The sequence below is a fragment of the Staphylococcus sp. LKG3-1 genome, from assembly GCF_048568385.1.
In the GTDB taxonomy this organism is placed as follows: domain Bacteria; phylum Bacillota; class Bacilli; order Staphylococcales; family Staphylococcaceae; genus Staphylococcus; species Staphylococcus saprophyticus.
Map to the genome: position 1 here is coordinate 1,833,052 of NZ_CP183796.1, position 22,299 is coordinate 1,855,350.

At 32.2% G+C, this 22,299-nt stretch carries 19 protein-coding genes and 1 riboswitch; of the genes, 13 read left to right on the forward strand and 6 right to left on the reverse strand.

Annotated features, from left to right (window positions below; genetic code table 11):
• Nucleotides 1-287: 287 nt before the first annotated feature.
• From ACM595_RS09110 to alsS, 3 genes are read right to left on the reverse strand one after another with little or no spacing between them, the layout of a single operon-like run.
• Nucleotides 288-1,892 carry an L-lactate permease gene (locus ACM595_RS09110; RefSeq protein WP_041080197.1) on the reverse strand — a complete coding sequence of 535 codons (1,605 nt, stop codon included), beginning with the start codon at nt 1,890-1,892 and terminating at the stop codon, nt 288-290.
• 17 nt (nt 1,893-1,909) lie between these two features.
• Nucleotides 1,910-2,614 (reverse strand): acetolactate decarboxylase, encoded by a 705-nt coding sequence (gene budA / locus ACM595_RS09115; protein ID WP_041080199.1) that lies wholly within the window; start codon nt 2,612-2,614, stop codon nt 1,910-1,912.
• A 58-nt stretch (nt 2,615-2,672) separates the two neighbouring features.
• Complete coding sequence (alsS, locus tag ACM595_RS09120; RefSeq protein ID WP_041080201.1) at nt 2,673-4,337, reverse strand: acetolactate synthase AlsS; 1,665 nt, start codon at nt 4,335-4,337, stop codon at nt 2,673-2,675.
• A gap of 763 nt (nt 4,338-5,100) precedes the next feature.
• Between alsS and lqo the strand changes: the two genes are divergently transcribed.
• From lqo to ACM595_RS09145, 5 genes are all read left to right on the forward strand, one after another.
• The gene (gene lqo / locus ACM595_RS09125; protein WP_002482034.1) at nt 5,101-6,597 is read left to right on the forward strand and encodes an L-lactate dehydrogenase (quinone); all 1,497 of its coding nucleotides are present in this window, start codon (nt 5,101-5,103) and stop codon (nt 6,595-6,597) included.
• A 39-nt stretch (nt 6,598-6,636) separates the two neighbouring features.
• Nucleotides 6,637-6,738, forward strand: coding sequence for an SE2200 family small protein (locus tag ACM595_RS09130; RefSeq protein WP_075340018.1), 102 nt, complete (start codon nt 6,637-6,639; stop codon nt 6,736-6,738).
• Between the two features lie 278 nt (nt 6,739-7,016).
• Nucleotides 7,017-7,877 carry an ATP-grasp domain-containing protein gene (locus tag ACM595_RS09135; protein WP_232010368.1) on the forward strand — a complete coding sequence of 287 codons (861 nt, stop codon included), beginning with the start codon at nt 7,017-7,019 and terminating at the stop codon, nt 7,875-7,877.
• Complete coding sequence (locus ACM595_RS09140) at nt 7,825-8,271, forward strand: hypothetical protein (RefSeq protein WP_232010366.1); 447 nt, start codon at nt 7,825-7,827, stop codon at nt 8,269-8,271. The genes ACM595_RS09135 and ACM595_RS09140 overlap by 53 nt, the downstream gene beginning before the upstream one ends.
• A 175-nt stretch (nt 8,272-8,446) precedes the next feature.
• Nucleotides 8,447-8,941: a hypothetical protein gene (locus ACM595_RS09145; RefSeq protein WP_419744271.1), complete on the forward strand. Its 495-nt coding sequence runs from the start codon at nt 8,447-8,449 to the stop codon at nt 8,939-8,941.
• Nucleotides 8,942-9,267: 326 nt separating this feature from the next.
• Here the strand turns inward: ACM595_RS09145 and ACM595_RS09150 are convergent, their stop codons facing one another.
• Complete coding sequence (locus ACM595_RS09150; protein ID WP_069821818.1) at nt 9,268-9,999, reverse strand: class I SAM-dependent methyltransferase; 732 nt, start codon at nt 9,997-9,999, stop codon at nt 9,268-9,270.
• Nucleotides 10,000-10,190: 191 nt separating this feature from the next.
• Here ACM595_RS09150 and ACM595_RS09155 point away from each other — a divergent pair, with 191 nt between their 5' ends.
• Together ACM595_RS09155 and ACM595_RS09160 are read left to right on the forward strand one after the other, a co-directional pair.
• Complete coding sequence (locus tag ACM595_RS09155) at nt 10,191-10,658, forward strand: hypothetical protein (RefSeq protein ID WP_368863930.1); 468 nt, start codon at nt 10,191-10,193, stop codon at nt 10,656-10,658.
• Nucleotides 10,659-10,777: 119 nt separating this feature from the next.
• Nucleotides 10,778-11,743, forward strand: coding sequence for a serine protease (locus tag ACM595_RS09160; RefSeq protein ID WP_368863931.1), 966 nt, complete (start codon nt 10,778-10,780; stop codon nt 11,741-11,743).
• A gap of 164 nt (nt 11,744-11,907) precedes the next feature.
• Here the strand turns inward: ACM595_RS09160 and ACM595_RS09165 are convergent, their stop codons facing one another.
• Entirely contained in the window at nt 11,908-12,834 is a 927-nt protein-coding gene (locus tag ACM595_RS09165; RefSeq protein WP_069821816.1) for a ketopantoate reductase family protein, read from the reverse strand.
• 127 nt (nt 12,835-12,961) lie between these two features.
• Here ACM595_RS09165 and ACM595_RS09170 point away from each other — a divergent pair, with 127 nt between their 5' ends.
• From ACM595_RS09170 to ACM595_RS09180, 3 genes are all read left to right on the forward strand, one after another.
• Nucleotides 12,962-13,498: a TetR/AcrR family transcriptional regulator gene (locus tag ACM595_RS09170; RefSeq protein WP_228481625.1), complete on the forward strand. Its 537-nt coding sequence runs from the start codon at nt 12,962-12,964 to the stop codon at nt 13,496-13,498.
• Between the two features lie 286 nt (nt 13,499-13,784).
• Nucleotides 13,785-14,870, forward strand: a complete 1,086-nt coding sequence (locus ACM595_RS09175; protein ID WP_069821814.1) for an acyltransferase family protein — start codon at nt 13,785-13,787, stop codon at nt 14,868-14,870.
• Nucleotides 14,871-15,282: 412 nt separating this feature from the next.
• A complete protein-coding gene (locus ACM595_RS09180; protein WP_419744272.1) occupies nt 15,283-16,689 on the forward strand; it encodes a glycosyltransferase family 2 protein in 1,407 nt (468 codons plus the stop codon).
• A 256-nt stretch (nt 16,690-16,945) separates the two neighbouring features.
• On the opposite strand, the gene ACM595_RS09185 is transcribed toward ACM595_RS09180, so the two are convergent.
• Nucleotides 16,946-17,575: a TetR/AcrR family transcriptional regulator gene (locus tag ACM595_RS09185; protein WP_232334977.1), complete on the reverse strand. Its 630-nt coding sequence runs from the start codon at nt 17,573-17,575 to the stop codon at nt 16,946-16,948.
• Nucleotides 17,576-17,665: 90 nt separating this feature from the next.
• On the opposite strand from ACM595_RS09185, the gene ACM595_RS09190 reads away from it, so the two are divergent.
• The 3 genes from ACM595_RS09190 to xylB all read left to right on the forward strand — a co-directional run bounded on the left by ACM595_RS09190 (nt 17,666) and on the right by xylB (nt 22,003).
• Nucleotides 17,666-19,183 (forward strand): MDR family MFS transporter, encoded by a 1,518-nt coding sequence (locus tag ACM595_RS09190; protein ID WP_069821812.1) that lies wholly within the window; start codon nt 17,666-17,668, stop codon nt 19,181-19,183.
• 1 nt (nt 19,184) lies between these two features.
• A complete protein-coding gene (locus tag ACM595_RS09195) occupies nt 19,185-19,940 on the forward strand; it encodes a DUF4811 domain-containing protein (RefSeq protein ID WP_075340019.1) in 756 nt (251 codons plus the stop codon).
• A gap of 569 nt (nt 19,941-20,509) precedes the next feature.
• Nucleotides 20,510-22,003, forward strand: a complete 1,494-nt coding sequence (gene xylB / locus ACM595_RS09200; protein ID WP_069838127.1) for a xylulokinase — start codon at nt 20,510-20,512, stop codon at nt 22,001-22,003.
• A 174-nt stretch (nt 22,004-22,177) separates the two neighbouring features.
• Nucleotides 22,178-22,286, forward strand: a riboswitch (TPP riboswitch).
• Nucleotides 22,287-22,299 lie beyond the last annotated feature (13 nt).

Below are 22,299 nucleotides of genomic sequence, written 5' to 3' on the forward strand. Positions count from 1 at the left end.
GTTAGCATTTTTGTCCAAATAAAATTGAAAATGTGTATAGAATTGATTGGGGAATCTTTAGCATAAATAATACTTTATATACAGCAAAACTTTGAGGAACACAAAAAACACTAAAGTCGTATGACAAAACGCCATCGACTTTAGTGTTTTTTAATTGGTTTTATAATAAATATTTTCCAGGAAATAATCTATGCGGTATTTCCACTAACTTTTTAACTTATCATACATGCTCATATAGATAAGTAGCGAGCATGATATGCTTTAATTTCGGTCTTTTCAAATTCATTTTATGAAATAAATAAACTACAAATAAATGTCCAAATACAAACGAGAATTAACAATCCGATACTGAAACGCATTGCCATTTTCATCAGTTCTGATTCTTTACCTACTTTATTAACTGCTGCTGTAGCGATAGCTATAGATTGTGGTGATACAATCTTAGCAGTTACACCACCAGCGACATTAGCTGCAACAAGTAATGAACCTTTTGTACCAATTTGTTCAGCAACAGAGGCTTGAATTGGCGCAAACAATGAATTATTGTTTACGACGGATCCCGTCATAAATACACCAATCCAACCAAGTAGTGGTGACAATAATGGGAAGGCAGCGCCTGTTTTAGATATGCCTTGTCCCATAGCATTACTTAATCCACCATATGTTGTAATTTTAGATACTGCTAAAATGAAACAAATGGTTAACACTGAAATCCATAATTCTTTAACTGTGAGACCCAGTAAATGACCAGCCGTTTTAAAGCTCATATTTTTCGCAATAATAATTGTAATGATCGCTGTAATTAAAATCGCTGTACCTGTTTGAGCAAAGAAATTGAATGTCAGTTCATTCGGTTTATTAGTCACAGCATTCATCGTACCCGGTACATTAAAGTTCACAACAAGTGCACTTAGGGCACCACCTTTTTCAAATAAACCTTTAAATGCTGGTAAGCTCCAGATCATCACAACAATCGTTAAAATGATAAACGGGCTCCATGCATAAGTGATGTGTCCAATAGAATGTTTAGGCACGGCATCTGCTTTTTCATCTTTATTAATTCTGAAAATATTTTTAGGTTGCCATTTTCTTGAGAACAATGCTAATGCAATCATTGCTACAAGGCCAGGGATAATATCAGCCAACTCTGGTCCAGCAAAAGCTGCAATAAGCACTTGTAAAACTGTGAAAGTAACTGCCACAACTAAAGTAGCAGGGAAAGTTTCTTTCACACCTTTAAAGCCATCCATAATATACATTAATAAAAATGGCACAACGAAACTAATAAAGCCTAACGTTAAATTACCAATTAACGCTACTTGAGATGTTGTTACACCACCTGGCAAATTCAAAGTATCCACGATAGCAATCGGTATACCTACCGCACCATAAGCACCTGCTGCTGCATTAGCTACTAAACAGTACATCGCAGCTTGCAAAGGTTTAAAACCTAATTGTGTTAATAGTACCGCACAAATGGCAATAGGTACGCCAAAGCCTGCAGCACCTTCTAAAAATCCATTAAATACAAAGCCAATCAATAATAATTGAACACGTTGGTCCCTTGAGACACTCGCGATACTATCTTGCACAATAGCAAATTGGCCGCTTTTTGTAGCAATTTTATATAACCAAACTGCCATGATTACAATAAAGCCTATTGGGATAATCCCTTGATAAAAGCCCTCTAAAGTAGCGCCGCCTGCAATACTTCCTGGTAATTTAAAGAAAGCCATAGCAACAATTATTGTAACGATTAACGTTGTAATTGCTGCATAAACACCTTTCATTTTAAATACAGTCAAACATAATAAAAATAATATAATTGGTATTGCGGCTACAATACTTGAAAGTAGCAAATTATTAAAAGGGTTAAAACTTTCAACTAACATATTTGCTCGCTACTCCTTTATTCTGCTTGTCTTATTTCTTTTGCAATATCTTTGTAGTCAATATCTGTATTTGTAAATGCTTCATCATCGACTGCAAAATGTTGTTCAAATGTTTCAAAGTTTTGAATTTCTACCGTAACATCTGAAACTTCAAAATCCAATACGTGTCCGCCAAAATTACGGTCATCATTAGCGAAATGAACATGGAAACCTGCTGAACCAATGCCATGGAATAATTCTGGTGTAAAGAAGCCTACAATAGAACCTTTGATATTTTCTTCAATTTGTTCAGGTTGTCTATTCGCTGAGTTAATCAATCTTGTATATGGTGGCTCTTGTCCTGGCATCATACGTACATGCATTTTTTTAAATGTTCCTGAAATTTTAACAGCAGAGAATAAATTTTCACTTAACATTTTTTCTTTAACTTCATCATAAACTTCTGTTGAAGATTTATTGCTCGTGCTATACGTTTTATCAGGTGTAAATCTTGATACGGTTGCATATGGTGATAATTCGTCACCTTTCAATTCTACAAATTCTTTATGTTCATTGGCATGATAAGCTTTACCATCAACGATAATCACTTCACCATCTGAACCTGTTAAAGTCGCAATACCAATGTCTCCATGTTCTAATAAATTATTGATTGAAGCAGTACCTTGTAAAAGGCCTGCCATCAATGTACCTAGTGTGCCGTGTTGATATAGTACGTTAGTCATAACTTTATTCACTCCTATTTTGATAAATAATTAATCATTTTCGCCGTTTGATTCGATATTAGTTAAAAGTGTCAGGTAACATATTTGTTGAAAGTTTGACATTATCTTTGTAATTCACTGGGATATCAATTAATACTGGTCCTTCAGTTTCGTATCCCTCTTTAATTGCCGCTTCTAATTCTTCTTGATTTGTTACACGTAAGCCTTTAGCACCAAATGATTCAGCATATTTAACGAAGTCTACTGAACCAAAGTCTACGCCTGAACTACGTTCATATTTCATTTCTTCTTGGAATTCAACCATGTTATATTTACCGTCATTCCAAATTAATTGAATGATATTAAGATTTTTACGTACAGCTGTTTCTAAGTCTTGTGCTGAGAATAAGAAACCACCATCACCAGCAACGGATACAACTTGTGTATTAGGACGTACTAAAGCAGCTGATATAGCCCATGGTAACGCAACACCTAGCGTTTGCATACCATTACTGAATAGCAAGTGTCTTGGATTGTAACTTCTAAATTTACGTGCCATCCAAATATAGTGACTACCTACGTCTACAGTTACTGTTGTATCATCTGATAATACTTTTTGCATTGACTCAATGACTTCAACTGGGTGTAACACGCCATCTTCATGTGTTGGTTTGATACCAGTTGATTCAAGTATATGCGCTCTTAAAGTTTCTAATTCGTCTAAATGTTTTTGACTGATAAAAGGTTCATCGACTTTGTCAGAAATAAGTTCGATTGTGCCAGCAATATTACCAACCAATTCTTTTGCTGGTTGCATATGATTTGTAATTTCCGCTTGAATTTCATCTATATTAATAATTTTAGTATCTAATTCTTTATTCCAATTGCTCGCTTCATATTCAATTGGATCATAACCAATCGTAACAACGAGATCACTTTTTCTTAATAATTCGTCACCGACTTGGTTACGGAATAAACCAACACGACCAAAGAAATGGGATTCTAGTTCACGACTAATCACACCTGCACCTTGGAATGTTTCTACAACTGGTAAATTTGTTTTTTCAACTAATTTACGGATTGCATTCGTTTCGTCTGAACTTGAACTTCTCATACCTGCTAATAATACAGGGAATTTCGCGTTTTTAATCGCTTCAATTACTTCATTAACATTTTGTTCACTTGGCACACCTAAGCTAGGTTTTTGGCAAAGTGCAATCGCTTGTGATTCAACCGGTGCAGAAATAACATCTTGCGGTATGCTTATGAAACTTGCGCCATTTTTACCTGAAGTTGCAGTTCTCATCGCATTTGTCATAACTTCTGATAATGACTCTGGATCTTGAACTTCTTCACTATATTTTGTTGAAGATTTTAATAATGCTGCATTATCAATACTTTGGTGTGTTAGACGTAATAAATCGTTACGTTTAACTTGGCCACCTAATGCTAATACAGGGTCTCCTTCTGATGTCGCTGTTAAAAGTCCAGTCGTTAAATTACTTACCCCTGGGCCACTTGTTACTAAGGCAACACCTGGTTTACCTGTTAAGCGTCCAATACCTTGTGCCATCATTGCCGCGTTTTGCTCATGACGCGTTACAATAAGTTCTGGGCCATCATCTTCAAGTGCATTGAATAAATAGTCGATTTTAGCACCTGGGATACCGAATACATATTCCACACCATTATTTTTCAAAGTATTTATTACCATATTTGCTGCTGTATAATTTTTGTCAGCCATTTTACATTCATTTCCTTTCAACATTTAATGCAAAAAATCATTAATCATTGCAAACAATTTAAATTATTCACTCAACAATGTATTAAAAATTTAATCTCATTATATTATTATGAAAAATTCATATTTAATACTCTAAATTAGCGCCGTTCACATTTAGTCCTATACCATGGCATGTCATAACGAATGATTTGCGCTGTAAATTGATTACATACTTATTATAAAACGCTGCGACATATAAATAAAATACATATTATCTATCCACCCCATAGAAAAAAGTAATGGTTAGAACATGTGAAAGTTGGATAATTTGTGTGTATATGGATAACTATCATATAGGAAGTTTTTAAAATAGCTGTTATCTTTCCAGTTGCTCAATGTTGATATTAGAAAATTAAACTTTCCTATTTAATATGTACACACGTGTACATACGCACGTGCGTGAATAAATAAATGTACAAATATTTTGATAGTCGTGTTTGTTGAAGATTGATCGGGGTAAAATTACATAGAACTATAATTTTTCTATATTTAATTAGCAATGCTATATTATGGAATGTTTGTAAATTTTTTGTTTAAATGAAGTTATACATCAATCGAATAACAAAAAAGATATTTAAAAAATTTATTTCTCTCTATGTTTTAATAGTAGAAATAAAAAAGATTCCATATTAGAATGGCACCTATAAAAAATATGTATTTTAATGATAGGTGATTTAGTATTATACTATAGTTGCAAGTTGAGATAAGGAAAGGTGATTAGATAATGGCTACTAACAAAGAGTCAAAAAGCGTTGTAATAATCGGCGCTGGGGTATTAAGTACTACATTCGGTACAATGATTAATGAATTAGCACCAGAATGGGATATTAAATTATACGAGCGTTTAGATCGTCCAGGTGATGAAAGTTCTCACGAGCGTCATAACGCTGGTACAGGACACGCTGCTTTATGTGAATTGAATTATACAGTTAGACAACCAGATGGTTCAATTAACATTGAGCAAGCGAAAGAGATCAATGAACAATTTGAATTATCAAAACAATTTTGGAGTCATTTAGTTCAAAACAAAACAATCAGTAACCCTGAAGAATTTATTCGTCCGCTACCACACATTAGCTTTGTAAGAGGTAAAAATAACGTTCAATTTTTAAAAGATCGTTATGAAGCTATGAAAGAATTCCCAATGTTCGACAATATTGAATACACAGAAGATATTGAAGAAATGAGAAAATGGATTCCATTAATGATGCAAGGTCATAGTGCAGGTGACATTATGGCAGCTAGTAAAATTGATGAAGGTTCTGACGTAAACTTTGGTGAACTTACTCGTAAAATGGCCAAAAACTTAGAAAAAGAACCTAATGTAGATGTTCAATACAACCACGAAGTAATGGACTTTAACCAACGTAAAGACGGTAAATGGGAAGTTAAAGTACGTCAACGTAACAGTGGTAGTGTAAAAACACAACTAGCTGATTATGTATTTATTGGTGCAGGTGGTGGCGCAATTCCACTATTACAAAAAACAGGAATTCCTGAAAGTAAACACTTAGGTGGATTCCCAATCACTGGTCAATTCTTAATCTGTACAAATCCAGATGTTATACAAGCACACGATGCTAAAGTATACGGTAAAGAACCTCAAGGTACACCACCAATGACTGTACCTCACTTAGATACACGTTATATTGATGGTGAACGTACATTACTATTTGGACCATTCGCTAGTATTGGACCTAAATTCCTTAAACAAGGTTCTAATTTAGATTTATTTAAATCTGTTAAACCATATAACATCACAACTTTATTAGCATCAGCAGTTAAAAACTTACCATTAATTAAATATTCAATTGATCAAATCTTGATGACTAAAGAAGGTACTATGAACCATCTTCGTACATTCTACCCAGAAGCACGTGACGAAGACTGGCAATTATACAATGCTGGTAAACGTGTTCAAGTAATCAAAGATACACCTGAAAACGGTAAAGGCTTTATCCAATTCGGTACAGAAGTGGTTAATTCTGAAGATCATACTGTAATTGCATTATTAGGTGAATCTCCAGGGGCTTCTACTTCAGTATCAGTTGCATTAGAAGTATTAGAGAAAAACTTCCCTGAATATAAATCAGAATGGACACCAAAAATCAAAAAAATGATTCCATCTTATGGTCAATCATTAATTGAAGATCCTGATTTAATGAGACGTACACGTCAACAAACTTCTAAAAGCTTAAACCTAAACTATTATAGTAAATAGTAGTTTAATGCATAATAATTTTAAAGGATTGTGAAAAAAATGAAAAAACTATTAGTAGTTTCAGTAATCGGCGCTATCGGTTTTTACGCTTTAAAACGTTATCAAAAACACGTGAATAAAGCACCGAATATCGAATATTAAAAACAACTAACAATTGTAGGGCTTCAATTGAGAGTTTAGAACGACCTTCACTCTTAATTGTAAAAAGACTAATTCGCTTGAGCGAATTAGTCTTTTTTTATATTTCCAATCTTCTTAATCATGCTTCGAATTTCATTACACTTCTCTCAAACCAATTCAAAATACTCAAATTAATAAAATTCATATTTCCCAAAATTCATTCCAACTATATTCCAAATATAATTTTATATAGTATTATTTATATATATTAATCATTACATAAAAATTAGGAGGCTCATATGACAGAATATCTATTGTTATTAGGTGCAGATCAGTTTTTAAGAGAACGTGCTTACGCTGGTGGCAAAGCAATCGGTGATTTTCAAATATGGACAACAATTCAAAATGCAAAATATAAGTACAATGCGTATTTTGATTTTTGTATTGATGCCAATCCTTTAAGCTATGAAGAGATAAAGAAAGAGATAGCATATTATCAAATTCAGGGGTACGAACCAAAAAGCATTGTCTCTTTAAATGATTGGACATTAGAAGTAGCTAATCAATTAAATCGAGACTACGGTTTGCCTTACCTTGAACCAAAGGTTATTAAAGCTTGCAGAAACAAGCACATCATGAAATCCTTATTTGAAAAAGCAGACATTCCTACAGCAAAGTCGATACAATTTAATGATGCAACAGAATTGAAAGAATGTATCAAAGAATTTACTTTCCCAGTAATTATAAAACCAATGGATTTTGGAGGCAGTGGTGGGGTTTACTTAGCAAATAACGAAAAAGAATGCATGGATGCCTATAGAAAATCGAAACAAATTATGGAGACTTATGCTGATACCTTTCATGTGTTTAAAAATAAATTTCTGATTGAAACATTTATTGATAGTGATGACGAAGTTTCAGTTGAAGTGTTGTGTGGTCATCATTTCTATGAGGTCATTACAGTTACTGAAAAATATTTATCTCCCAGACCATGGTTTACTGAAATGGGTCATTTAGTCCCAAGTCACAGATATAAAAATGAAGATATTAAAAAACCTTGCAATCCGCACGTGTCAGACTTTAGGTATTACGCGAGGCGTTGCTCATGTGGAAATAAAAATCAAAGGCGACCAACTCTATGTCATAGAAGCTACTGCTAGACCTGGTGGTGACGCTATAATGGACTTAGTTGAAAATGCTTATGATATGAATCCTTATCAACTCCATATTTCTATGTACATTAATAATAAAGTTAAATCAGCAGATATATTCACACCAAAACGTACGTCTGCTATCGCTTTTATGAAAGCTAAAAAAGGTAAGATACAAAATATTAACTATCCTGATATAGCCAATGATTCTGAAATAAAAAAAGTAAATTTATTAAAGGGGATTGGAGACAATGTAACCGATCCTGAAAATTGGAGCAGTCGTGAAGGACTTGTGCAGTTTAGCTGGCCTGAATTATCGACTACAAAAACTTTCAAACATATTCATAAAGCCAATGAACTCGCATCTAAAATTTTTGATTGTAGTGATGCGCATCATGACTAATTATTTAATAATTACTGCATTATACCGTTTTATCTGTTTAGCCTACCTAATTCTTTGCTTAGCAATTAGAAGTAGAAATAAGATGATGCATCTTACCTCTATAAACGAATCATCTCCACCCAAGTCATCTGTAAAATTAATACATTATTTTATGAGCATGCTGATGTGGCCAATATTGGGAACAATTAACTTTATGCTACCTACGCTTACAACTTATAAAGGCGGTGAAGTTCATGAAGTCGCGCTATTAGACAGTGTTTTAGGTATAGGCATGGCTGTCATTGGTGTACTATTTAGTAAATTTATTTCAAATAAGTGGATGCATTTATTATTCATCCTCAGTATTGTAATCACTATCTCATGGTATGTATTAGAAGATATACTCTTATTTAAATTAGTTTTAATGTTACTATTCGGTTTAACCTTTGGTGGTGCTAGAATTATTTTCAGAAAAATGATTGTTACAACCTATGCGAGCCATACCGTAAAACACATTTATTCCCTGGGAAATGCTTTAGGTCTCCCTATTCTTGCGCTATGTATTTATTTAAGCATATTGAATTTAAATTTAGTTTGGTTACCATCATTTATTTTATTAATTGTATTACTGTTTTTGCTTAAAATTGGACATCATGAAAAGATTTCATCGCATGAAAAATCACCTAATTGAAAAGAAAGATATTTATAACATTGTATATTACTCGCAACAAGAAATTAATGTCGAAAAATTGTTTGATCAACTTTATGGAATGATAACTTACATGCTAATTTCACCTTGTATGAAATTAGCTTTTTTATTGTACATTATCCTACGTTCAGTCTAACTTCAGACAAACCGCATACTTACCTAACGCTTGTATAAGTCTATAGTTACAGTGAATGATCCGCTCCTTATTATCATTCATCTATTGTAAAGACTTTTCAAATATACTCACTGTTGCTATTAATTTTTCTTAGAAACTTTCCCTGTTATTTATCATTTAAAGTGCTGATTTATCAAATCCTACCGCAAATGCCAAATGCCATATCTCTTATAAAAGCACTGTGATGCTTTTCAGATTCATTTGTTAGATCATTTAAAAATTGTTCAATAGAAAAAGATGATTTAACTATCTGACGTTCTTTCATTCTGGTAGCCATGATATCTATAAGCCACTTCAAATCATTATCGTCTGAGGTTTGAATCACTGCTTCTGCGATAAATTCTACAGGCACTACGCCTACTTTTTGAAATAATGTATAAAGTTTTTGACCAATATGAATATCGCTACCTTCACTTTCTACAGTTTTCCATACTAGTTGAATCGCTTTTTGATGCATTGGTAAATTATCTGCGCCTACACCGCTATTAATAGCATCACTTTCTTGAAAACAGAATATACCATTAGGTTTCAAATGACCTCTCAATACATTTAAAGCTTCATATGCACCTGGTAAATACATCAAAACGCTTCTACCCACAATTGCATCAAACTTGCCAATGTCTTTAGGCAAATTATAAATATCACCTTTAATATATTTTACATTCTCAAATTGTTTATTTTCCTCAGCCATATGAAGCATATCTTGGTTCATATCCACACCAATCACTTCACCTTGGTCACCAACTTTATTGGCAACAATTTGAGTAACCTCGCCCGTAGCGCAACCTACGTCCAGTACGCGCATTCCGTTTTGGATCGATGCTTTTTCTAATAATTTAACTATAAAATCATTTCTCTTTTGCATATTTCATCCTCCTAATCTCTGATATATCATTATTTTTATTATTAAAAAATACCGTGAATCTAAAACTTTAAAAATTTTCTTTGTTTTTACTTGAAAAATATATTGCTATACTAAATAGCACATGTATATAATATTGAATAAATACGTTAGCGTTAACTTTTTACACAAATAACAGTAAGGGGACAGGTTAAGTGAACAAAAGTTTATATAAATATGTTTACCACTTTATATCATTATTAATGGCAATTGTATTCATAATGACATTTCATATGACTAAATTACAAGCAGCTGAAACGACTACTAATGAGTACCATGCAGCCAACTATAAATTAACTAAAAACAATTCAATTCAAACAAAGGATACCAAATTTAATCAAAATAACTTATTGGACCATAACAATAAGAAACAAGTTGCCAAAAATATCGTTAAAAACAATAGTATTTATTCATCTTCTAAAAAAACTGTAAATCAAAAAGCACAACCTGCATCACAGATACTAAAGCCTAAAAAACTACAAACAATAACACAACCCATACAAAACCACAAAACACTCGTACAATCGAATACAATAACCAAAAATAATACAAATACTAATGTGAAAGCAATCAAAAGTGAAAAGAAAAAAAATATACTTTACCAAGACAATTTAAGCAGGTAAAAACGCAAGTTCAATCAATTAAACTTAATAAAACCGGGCAAAAATCTAGCAAAGTAACAGCGAAGAAGCCGCAGGTACCATCAACTTCTAGTAAAGTAACGAAGTTTAAGAAAAGTCCAGTGGAACCATCACCAAAACACAATCAAACTAAAATTCAAAAACCACAAATATTATCAGCAACTGTAAAAAACAAACCATCAAACACACAAATAAAAAAAGCAAAGGCATCTAAAAGTGTAAAAGTTACGCCAAAATCAAGCAAAAAAAAACAGACAAACCTTAACTACTATAATCAAGCGCCAAAACGATGGTCATCCAAGATACCTGGTAGTGATAATGTTCGAGACTTCGGTCAAACAACCAGTGCTTCTGGTATCAATGATGCATTAAAAATTATGAAAGCTTCAGGTAATAAAGGCGTTACTTTAGAACATACAAATGCAAAAGCAGCTAATATTGCAACTGTATTCAATTGGAATCCTACAGCAAAAGCGTTAACTTATGGCACTGGAACTGCAATTGGCAAACATACAATAATAACAGCGAACCATGTCATCAATAATCAACAAGCACATAAACCGATGACACCTTCATCAACACAAAATTTAAGAATAAACTTATTACAAGAAGGTTCAAAAGTGGCGCGCTCTCTCCAAGTAACTGGTGTCAAAATGTTACAATATGGCGATGTTGCTTTAGTGTATACAAATGAAGATATTTCAAAATATATGAAGATACGTAAAATTGCTCCTGAAAAATCGATTACAAATATCAAATCCAATACACCTATTCACTTATATCATTACGGTTTACCAACTGGAAAATATAAAAAAGATCCAATGGGTACTATGTATCATTCAAAAGGTAAATATTCACTCATGGCTCGAAATGTAAATCCAATGGGTTATTATCAAATGATGGCTGAACCAGGGTCTTCTGGTGGATCAATTTTAAATAGCAAAAATGAAATTTTAGGAGTACATGCTTTCAGAATTGATTCAGGAGATTATAAAAAATATCACCTTAATACCATGGCAGAATTAAGAGGCAAACTTCGTCAAGAAGTAATCAAAAATATAAAATAAAGTCTAACCCTGCAATATCTGAAATAGATTGGCAGGGTTAGACTTTATTTTTCTATACTACCTTTTTTACTTGCTATATTTTCGAATACTACTAAGAGTGTGTTTTAGAATAGTGAAGTAGCATACGTTACCTTAGGATACATTTCATTTTAGCTTCGGTGATTTTAGTTGTTTTCACTGACAGATTTACTTTTCTCAAATAGATTATCTAGATGACGTGTAGTCAAGGCAGTATCTTGATTTAGCACTTTAATATCGTTATAAATTGCTTCAAGCTCTTTAAATGAACCTTGTGTTTGATCAATAAGTCCAATGTTCATAACTACTTTCAATAATATATAGGATAAACCTTTAAAATTTTTAAAAATAATAGTCTGTGCTTTCGGTCTAATACGATGACCTTGATGTTCCAACAATTGATACATTTCATTAAAAGCAGCTATTGTTTCCTTTATTAAATCATTCGTGTGATGTCTTTTACTTTGTTTTAGAATAAAAAGCATATTGATTGGTAAAATTGAAGCAGCATGTGACATCAACCAATCTTCAAATTTTGCCTCATATGTTAATTTAATTTTCGTATTTTTAAATATTGAGTTTAGTTCATGTGCGAATGCAATATCTCCATACATATTGCCCACTTTGAGTTCACCAGCATTAAATCTTAAAATCTTAGTATCGTTATCTTCTCTTGAACCACCAGTCATCAAAAAGCCGAATGTGATATGTTTAGTATGATGACTCTGTTGCATTAATGTTTTTTGAAGTAACTTAGGGTTCATGTTATTTCCAACAAAGATAATATTTTGACTTTTATTTTCAGCTAATGTTGGAACCACATTATAAAAATCTGAATACTTCATCGTTACAAAAATCACGTCATATATATCCTGTTCTGAAAGTGTGTTCATCGTTGGTATATATTCAATTGTCGTCTTTCTTTGTAATAAATGTTTAAGTTTTAGTCCTTTTTGATTCAATTGTTCTAAAGTTTTCCCTCGTGCCAACATTGTAACAGTATTTTCTTTAGTATTTAGTGCGTGAGACAAAAATTGACCCTGTACACCAGCACCATATATTAAAATTTTCATATTCTTATCACTCTAGTTTAGTTATTGAACAATTGTTCAATAACTTTAAATTATCATCACTAAACTTTAAACTCAATGAACAATACAACTTTATTGACGCTTAATGAACAAATACTTGAAAATGTTGATGTTAAAAGGAGTTAAAATGGTTAAACGAAAAGAAAAATCTCAACAACTGATTATTAGTAGTTTTGTGGAACTAATCAGAGAAAAAGACTTTAATAAAATATCTATGAATGATATTACTCAGCATGCCAATATAAATAGAGGTACCATTTATTTGAATTTCATAGATAAATACGACATTTTAGACCATGCTATTGATTTTATTTTGAGTGCAACAGTAAATCAATGCAATCTTTACATGGCAAAATCAGAGGATAATGAAAAGGCATTACGTGAAATATTATATGTCATTGACGATCAGTACACTATTTTAAAGACTTTGTTTAAAAGGTCGGATCTTAATATAGTTAAACAAACATTATCAAAGAAAATGCGCGACAACATGAATCAAGAAAATAATGGAATTACAATTCAATTTTTATCATCAGCTGTAGTAGGCGTTATTGTATGGTGGATTGAAGCATCAAAACCATGTGATATTGATACTTTAACAACAGAGCTGTCCGTTTTATTGGAACCCCATTCAAAGCACTTATAATGCTAAAATTGATTGGAGCATAAAGTTTATATTAAATCGTGTTATAAATTGGGAGTCTGGGACATAAATAAATGTCTCAGTCTCTTTATGTATAATAAAAAAGAATATCTAAATCATTAACTAGTCATTTTTCAATGTCTATCCCTATGTCACTCAACAAAAATTAAAAGTTATAGAGTTTATACATAAAATCGATTTAAATCCAAAATAATTTCAACTCTAGTTTAAACTGCGCCTATCAGTTATAATTAGCTGATGTGTGTTATTTTCATTAAGGGGGAGCATGTTGAAGTATTTTGAAGAAATACCTATTATTAGATCTATTGCTACACTATTTATCGTATGTGTTCATCTATCAGTTTCATATACGAATAGCGAAAACAACCATAATATGACCATTCTCGCAGGATATTTGAGTCAAATTGGTCGGCTTGGCACGCCTGTTTTTGCAGTGATTAGCGCTTTTTTATTAACCCATTCTGTATTAAAACGAGGTTTTGATTTAAACTATTTCGCTAAATCACGATTCACCAAAATATTTGTGCCTTATATCATTTGGACTACCGTTTATTTATATTATTTAGGTGTTGTTGAAGTGAATTTAGATAGTAATAAAAACTTTATTAGCTATTATTTATTTGGAACTGGAAATTACCATTTATATTTTATATTAACCGTGTTGCAGTTTTACATATTATTTCCATTCTTACAAAAAATTAAAAAAGGGATTCCCTTATTACTAACTTACTTATTATTTACATTCATCACTATTTTATGGCAATTAAACTATGAACACATTTCAATTGATATACCAGTTATCGGTACTTTTATAACAAGTAGGGCATTCTTACTCAATTGGATTTCTTATTTTATATTGGGTATTATTTTTGCTAAGTATTATGAAGAAATCAATTCATTGATCAAAAAGTATATCAAGTTATTTTTACCTGCCATTGTTGTCGTCTTTATATCTTTTTTATTGTTTATTGATTTAGATCATTTTGTAACCTCATCGCATCCAGCATTTTTATTATATACACCGTTTTTCTTAATATTTTTGATTTATTTTTATTTTTTAATTAGAAAAAATAAATTACTTATGAAAACATTAACTTTAATTGGTAATTACTCTATGGGGATATATTTAGTACATCCTTTAGTAAAATGGCTTGTATTAAAAATTTCAATTTTTGATAATAGAGATAGCATACTGTTATATGGTCTTTCATATATCATTATCGTCGGTTTATCTGTACTAGTTATTCATTTACTTATTAAAATTCCAAATGGAAACTATATCGTACCTGTCCCTAGAAAACCAAAACTTAAAAGTAATCCCACTCAATATTTCAGAAGTAAACCATCATCATAAATTTACTGTTTTCCATCTAATCAAATTCATTTCACTATTAATATAGCGAAAAGCAATATAGCTTCCTTGACACCACACGTAAAGGAAGCTATTTTTTTACTTTGTAGGAGAACGAAAACCGCATAAAAGACGTATTTACTGAAAAATACATTAAGTTGCGCTATGCCCCCACTACTATAAAAATAGTTACTATTCACAAGCTGCTTTTTTAAAATCACCCCAAAAAGAATTGCACAATTTATACAACTTTTAAAAACTATTCCATAATTACTGGTTTTAATAGTATAATAAATAACAAAAGTTAATTGTTATCACAAAACATAAAAAATCATTATTTATATTTACACAACTAGAGGCTAATTACAAAATTTCATCAAATTATAAATCTTATGAACATAGAAAGGGATATGAAATGAAAGTTATAAAAAGTAATAAAGTAACAAATAAATTTAAAGTAAGTATACTTATAAGTACATACAATAAGGAGAAGTTTATTGAAAATACGTTAAATAGTATATTGGCACAGACAATGAATAAAAATGATTTTGAATTAATCATTGTAGATGATTGTTCCACAGATAATACGCTTGATATTATATCTAAAAAGATTGAAAGTTTTTCTAATTATCAATTTGTTCAATTAGATGAAAATTCAGGAACACCTGCCAAACCTCGTAATCTATCAATCGATTTAAGCAAAGGTAAATACATTATGTTTGTAGATGGAGATGATTGGTTACCTTCAGATGCCTTGGAAAATTTATATACGCTTTTAAAATCAAATAAAACTGACTATGCTACAGGTCTTACAAAATATGTATATAGTGATCGTATTGCACGTAGTGGTGTTGCCTTATCTAAAATTGCATATAATAAAGTTGGTTTGAAAAATTTTAGAAAATCATTTTATCATTTAGCGCCTGCTGGTAGGATGATGAAATCTAGTGTTATCAAAAAAAATAATATTCGTTTCCCAGAAATGATATTTGGAGAAGATTTACAATTTTTCGCTGAAGTATTTTTTAACACTAAAAATATCAGTACCACACAAGACGTTGTCTATTGCGCTAATCGTTATGATGAAAATATTTCTTTAGTAAAATCCGAAGCATCTACCGTGCTTAATCGTATAAAATGGCAAAATGAAGCCTACCGTTACTTAACAAAAAAATACAAAAACAATAAAATTTTTGCTAACTTATTATACCGAATTATAAACAAAGATATTTTAGAAGGTAAATTTTATAAAAAAGGATTCATTAAAAATATTGATACATTACTTCCTGTCTTTCAAGATATTTTAAATACGATAGATAATGATTTTAATTCTTTGGACTATGCAGATGACACATTGAATCAACATGCCTTAACGCTCATTAAAAATGGTGACAAAGAAGAGATTATAGACTTTGTTAACTTTTATTTAAAGAAAGACGAGAAGCCACTTTACCTTTCAAACGATAAATACTATTACGTCTATAAAGAAAATAAATATAAAAAAAGAATGCATATCATATTGCAAAAAATAATCAAAAAAGATGAAAACATATTTTTAAAACTCTACTCTAAAAACTCAGAATTAAAATATCTTGAAATAAAAAATAGAAAAGATCCAACCAACTATACAGTTCTAGAGATTAAAAAACATCTTTTCAAAACTGGAGAATACACAGTTCAATTCAAAGCAAATGAACTTTCAAAAGATAAATTAGCACTGACAGTACTTGATAAAGATTTAAATGGAGCTGCTATTAAATCAGGTATGCAATTCGATTTTTATGAGACTGTTAACGGAAATCTCGGTTATATTAAGAAATGATACTTTTATCCTCCTTATTATAGATTTAATGATACGTCCTAACTATCAAAATAAATCAATCAGTAAAATTTAAAAACGACAGTTATAACCTGTAGTTGAAGCGATGTCATAACACATAGCCAGTAATAAATAAAATACTTATAGATGCAAAAAGGCGAACCCACTAGGATTCGCCTTTATTTATAATATGATCAAATAACAAGATTTGAATTTTCATATTATTTCCCTCTTTTCTACTATTTACTTTTCCTTGAATTTACAACCCAATTGTCTTTCTGATACCTTTTAATTGAATATCTCTCATCGTCGATGCCACTTCTCTCACGTCAATGCTATCTTTATTAGCGGACCAATACTGAAATGTTTTAATTAAAATAACATACAAATATTCTTTCACTAAATCTTCACGTACTTTGGATACATGATGAAGCTCACCTAAATTGATAAACCTTTTACCTATTTCATTCTTTATTTTCATTTCAAAACTTGAGTCTCCATTATGCCCTAATAAAAGTCGTATTGTTTCTGAATATGGCTCTAATGCTTCAAACAATTGTTGAAATACTTCAACATTCAACATATCTTCTTTCGCAAATTGTTGATCTATCTTTTGACGTTCTTCGTATAAATGCGTCAAAATCTCTTCTTCTATCTCTGATAGCAAATTATATTTATCATCATAATATCTATAAAATGTACTTCTTGTGATCTCCGCTTCTTCAACAATTTGATTAACGGTAATTAAATCAAATTTATGTGTTTCTAACAAAGTTACTAAACTGTTTGTTATACGCTTATGAGTTAAAGTAGTCTTCCTTTGATATCCCACATCATCACTCCTATTTTTCAAATATAATACAAAATCATACAAGTTGTTCGATTTCATACATTGTATCATATTTTGTTCTTTTACAAATTCATACAGGATGCTATATTTCCAAAGTATTAATTATCAAGAACTTTAGGAGGCTTGTTTATGTCTACCCAAACAAGTAAAAATATGAACTTAGACATTCATGGACAACAATATAAACCAAAAATCATTATGAGTATTATTCTTCTAGCCACATTTGCTGGTGCACTCATGCAAACGTCATTAGGTACACCTTTACCTACTTTAATGAATGACTTTGATATAGATTTTAGTACTGCGCAACAAGCAACGACTTGGTTTTTACTGGCTAACGGTATTATGGTGCCTTTATCTGCTTTTCTAGCAACCAGAATTTCTACTAAGTGGTTACATGTCTGTGCATACGGTTTATTATTAATCGGCTTAACACTAACGGCTATTGCACCATCACATCACGATGCATGGATTATTTTCTTATCAGGACGCATTGTCACAGCCATTGCAGTAGGGCTGATGATGCCATTAATGCAAATTATTATTATCAATATGTTCCCTATCAATAAACGAGGTACTGCTATGGGCTTAAGTGGCTTAGCTGTAGGTTTAGCACCTGCTATGGGTCCTACATTTGCAGGCTGGATCTTAGATAAAGACCACGTCTTATTAGGTATTACGATTTCTGATTCATGGAGAAATATTTTTGTATTACCAATTATTATTGTAGCCATCGCATTTGTATTGAGTTTCTTTTTTATGAAAGACGTTATACCGAACCGTAAATTGAAATTAGATGTATATTCACTGATTCTGTCATGTATTGGCTTCGGTCTCTTTTTATGGGGATTCTCCAATGTTTCAAGTGAAGGTTGGGACAGTGTGAACTACGTTATCTTACCGATTATCATCAGTGTTATTGTCTTAACACTATTCGTAATCAGACAGCTCAAATCCAAAGATCCTTTCCTAGATTTACGCGTATTCAAATCTAAAGGATTCACTATCGCAACGATTGGTTTGATTGTGGTTACTATGGCCATGTATGGTGTTGAAATGATGTTACCAACTTATTTACAAAATATTCATGGTTTCTCACCTTTTGAATCTGGTTTGACCTTGCTCGCTGGTGCTTTAATGCTCGGCTTTATTTCACCCATATCAGGTACGCTATATAACAAAGTGGGCATTAAGCGTTTAGCCTTTGTCGGATTTTCAATTTTAACTTTATCATCCATACCATTTGGATTTTTAAGTGATCATACTTCACCTACATTAATCCTTGTACTCTACGCGATTCGTATGTTTGGTATTGCCATTTTGATGATGCCTTTAACTACAAACGCTATGGATGCATTAACGGTTGAAAAAGGCACACACGGGACAGCGGTCAATAATACAGCTAGACAAGTTGCTTCATCCATAGCTGTAGCACTATTAACGTCCGTTACACAAAATATTATTAATAACAATATGCCTGCTTCTAGTCTTAAAGATATCGATCCTTTAAAATATGCTGAACAGGCGCAACAAGCGTCAATTGACGGCTTTAATACAGCATTTATCATAGGTATCTTCTTTGCGCTAGTCGGTGTGCTCATCGTAACATTCTTGAAAATGAATTCATCTGAAAGTGAGGAGAAATAATATGATCATAACAATTATTTTAACGCTATGTGTATTTGTTAGTTGGTTATTAATTCCTCATAAGGTTACACGCTATATTTTAGGTTATATTTCCACAGTAGCCTTATTACTTATGATCATTGGTATCACAGCTAACATGACACACCATTGGGGAATGGAGAAAAAAGTAGTCACTTCTGATAAAAAAGAAATCTATAGCGCTGGTTCTAAAGACAGTCCAGTCAATATGTTAATCGCTAACGAGATGGGCAAGAATAGTAATAATTATATTATGGTTTATAAAAATCATTCAGACGATCAAAAAGCCGAGACACATTTTAAACCAAATATGGATAAAGATCATTTATCAGAATCGGTTAAACACCAAGCGACATATGAAGTAAAAGATACTGATAAAGCAACAACACAAACTAAAAAAACAGTTTGGGTTTGGAAATCAGATGTTTATAAATCATTATTTAGCTTTGGACATGACAATCAAGAATTAATCAAAAAAACGACCGTTGTGACAGTCCCTAAAGATACGTGGGTCGTTTTAGATGCTCAGCAAGCAAAACAATTACAACAATCACAGCAAAAACAGAGCAGCGAAGGAAATCAAGCGAAGCAGCAACAACAGAAAAAAGCAATGCAACAGTTAGCAAGTAACTATAAAAAACAACATCCAGAAGCGTCACAACAAGAAATAAACGACTATTTAAATCATCAACAACAAGTTCAAGCAACCAAACAAATTAAAAAAGAAATAGCGAACTAAATTTGTGTATAAATAAAAAGCGTTAAGTTACTCAGCATTGAATAACTTAACGCTTTTTTTATGTCGACGACTAACTTGTGGCTTAATTATGATTTAAGCCATGTTTTTACTATCTCACACCTTTTCTTTGTTTGTTATAACAGGTCATACGGTTAATTCACCTTAGTAAATATCAATCTATATCACCCCCCATATATTTAACATTTTTCTATAATAAAATTCCCCCAAATTTTTAATTTAAATTAAATCGTGTTATAAATAAGAGTCTGGGACATCCATCGATGGTTTCAGAATCTTTTTTCAATTAGGCAGTAGAGGGCTGGACTGAAAATCTAAAATCTCACTTCTTTAAAGCACTCCTTTTTCATGTCATGAAAATGAGTCATTCTTATGCACTTATGCATTTTACATGAAAATTCTAGTGAGACTGATACATGAGGGTTAGCTCAGGTAAACTCTTATACCAGTCATCCTCGCCAGGGAAGTACTAGGGAAGCACTACGAAATATCTATTAAACAATTTGATTTCAGTCCCCACTCCCTAAATATCTAAACAAAGGAGTCGTTATATGCAAGATATCGTATTAGGTATAGATATTGGCACGAGTGCTGTTAAAGTCATTGCTGTAACCAGGTATGGCAACGTATTACAAAGTGTTCATGCACCACTACAAACAAGGCATGTGGCCAACGGTTATAGTGAGCAAAATCCAGATGACTGGTTTGAGGCTACATGCTCCTGCATACAACAGTTAGTACACAGTGAGGCACTCAATCATTATCAAGTGAAGGGCTTATCTTTGTCAGGACAAATGCATAGTTTGGTTATTCTGGATGATGAAAACCACCCCATCCGTGATGCGATTTTGTGGAATGATACAAGATCAACGTCACAATGTAATTTAATTAAAGCACAACTTGGCGATTATGTATTAGACAATCCCGTCTTAGAAGGCTTTACACTTACTAAACTACTGTGGATAAAGGAAAACGAACCTGAGCACTGGCTTAAAACAAACGTGTTTTTATTGCCTAAAGACTACGTGCGTTTTAAATTAACAAGCAAATTAAATATGGAGTATTCCGATGCATCTAGTACATTGTTATTAGATAATCAGCAAAAATGTTGGGCTAAAGAGATTGGCCGACAATTCGGTGTTGACCATATTTATCCTGAGCTCGTGACTTCTGATGCCTTTGTAGGCTACGTCACTAAAGACATAGCTAGACAATTAGGCCTAAATCATGATGTTGCAGTATTTGCAGGTGGCGGAGATAATGCATGCGGCGCGCTCGGTTCAGGAGTGGTCGATGAAAATCAAACGCTGTGTAGCATTGGTACTTCTGGCGTTATCTTAACGAGTGAATCTGACAAGCAATACGACTATAAACACAATATGCATTATTTTAATCACGTCGTAAACGATATGTCGTACGTCATGGGCGTCACACTTGCAGCTGGCGATAGTTTGACATGGTTAAAAAATCATATGCTCCCGCATTTAAGCTATGAACAAATTGTTGCACAAGCTGAATCATCCACATTAGGCAGTCATGGTCTATTATTTACACCATACTTATCCGGGGAACGTACTCCGCATGGTGACGCAAGTATTCGAGGGAGTTTTATAGGACTAAAAACGTCGCATCATAGCAGTGATATCGCGCGTTCCGTGATAGAAGGCATTACTTTTTCTTTATATGAATCCATTAACTATCTACGTCACATGGGTAACAATATTGAACATGTGATATCCATTGGTGGTGGCGCAAAAAGTGACTTTTGGTTACAACTCCAAGCCGATATCTTTAATGCTAAAATTAAAAAATTGAAATATGAAGAAGGACCTTGTATGGGCGCAGCCATGCTCGCTGTCTTAGGTTTAGGATGGTATCCGGATGTAGCGCATATGACAAAGCATTTTATAAAATATGAACATAGCTTTGAACCTGATGCCAAAAGACACGAACAATATATGGCTTATTTTGAATTATATAAAGCTGTTTATCAGCAAACACAAGCCATTACAAGTAAATTACTCGAAATATCTGACGTTGATTAACGCTAAAAATATTTTTCTGGAGTGAGCGCCATAGAGTGTTCAACCAGTTAATTCAATATCGTAATATACACATTTGTTTTTAAGTGAAACTTGCAAAAAGGAATAGAATACGTTAGATTGTAGATAATTATTCAGAAAATTAGTGAAACGTATTATTAAAAATTAAATAGTTTGAGAAACCACTGGAAGTGCCTTGTAAAAGGCTGAGACCGAAGTAGTAACTTAGGAATTCCCTGAACCTGATCCAGTTTGTACTGGCGTAGGAAAGTGGCGTTTAGGTATATTACTCGTTATTT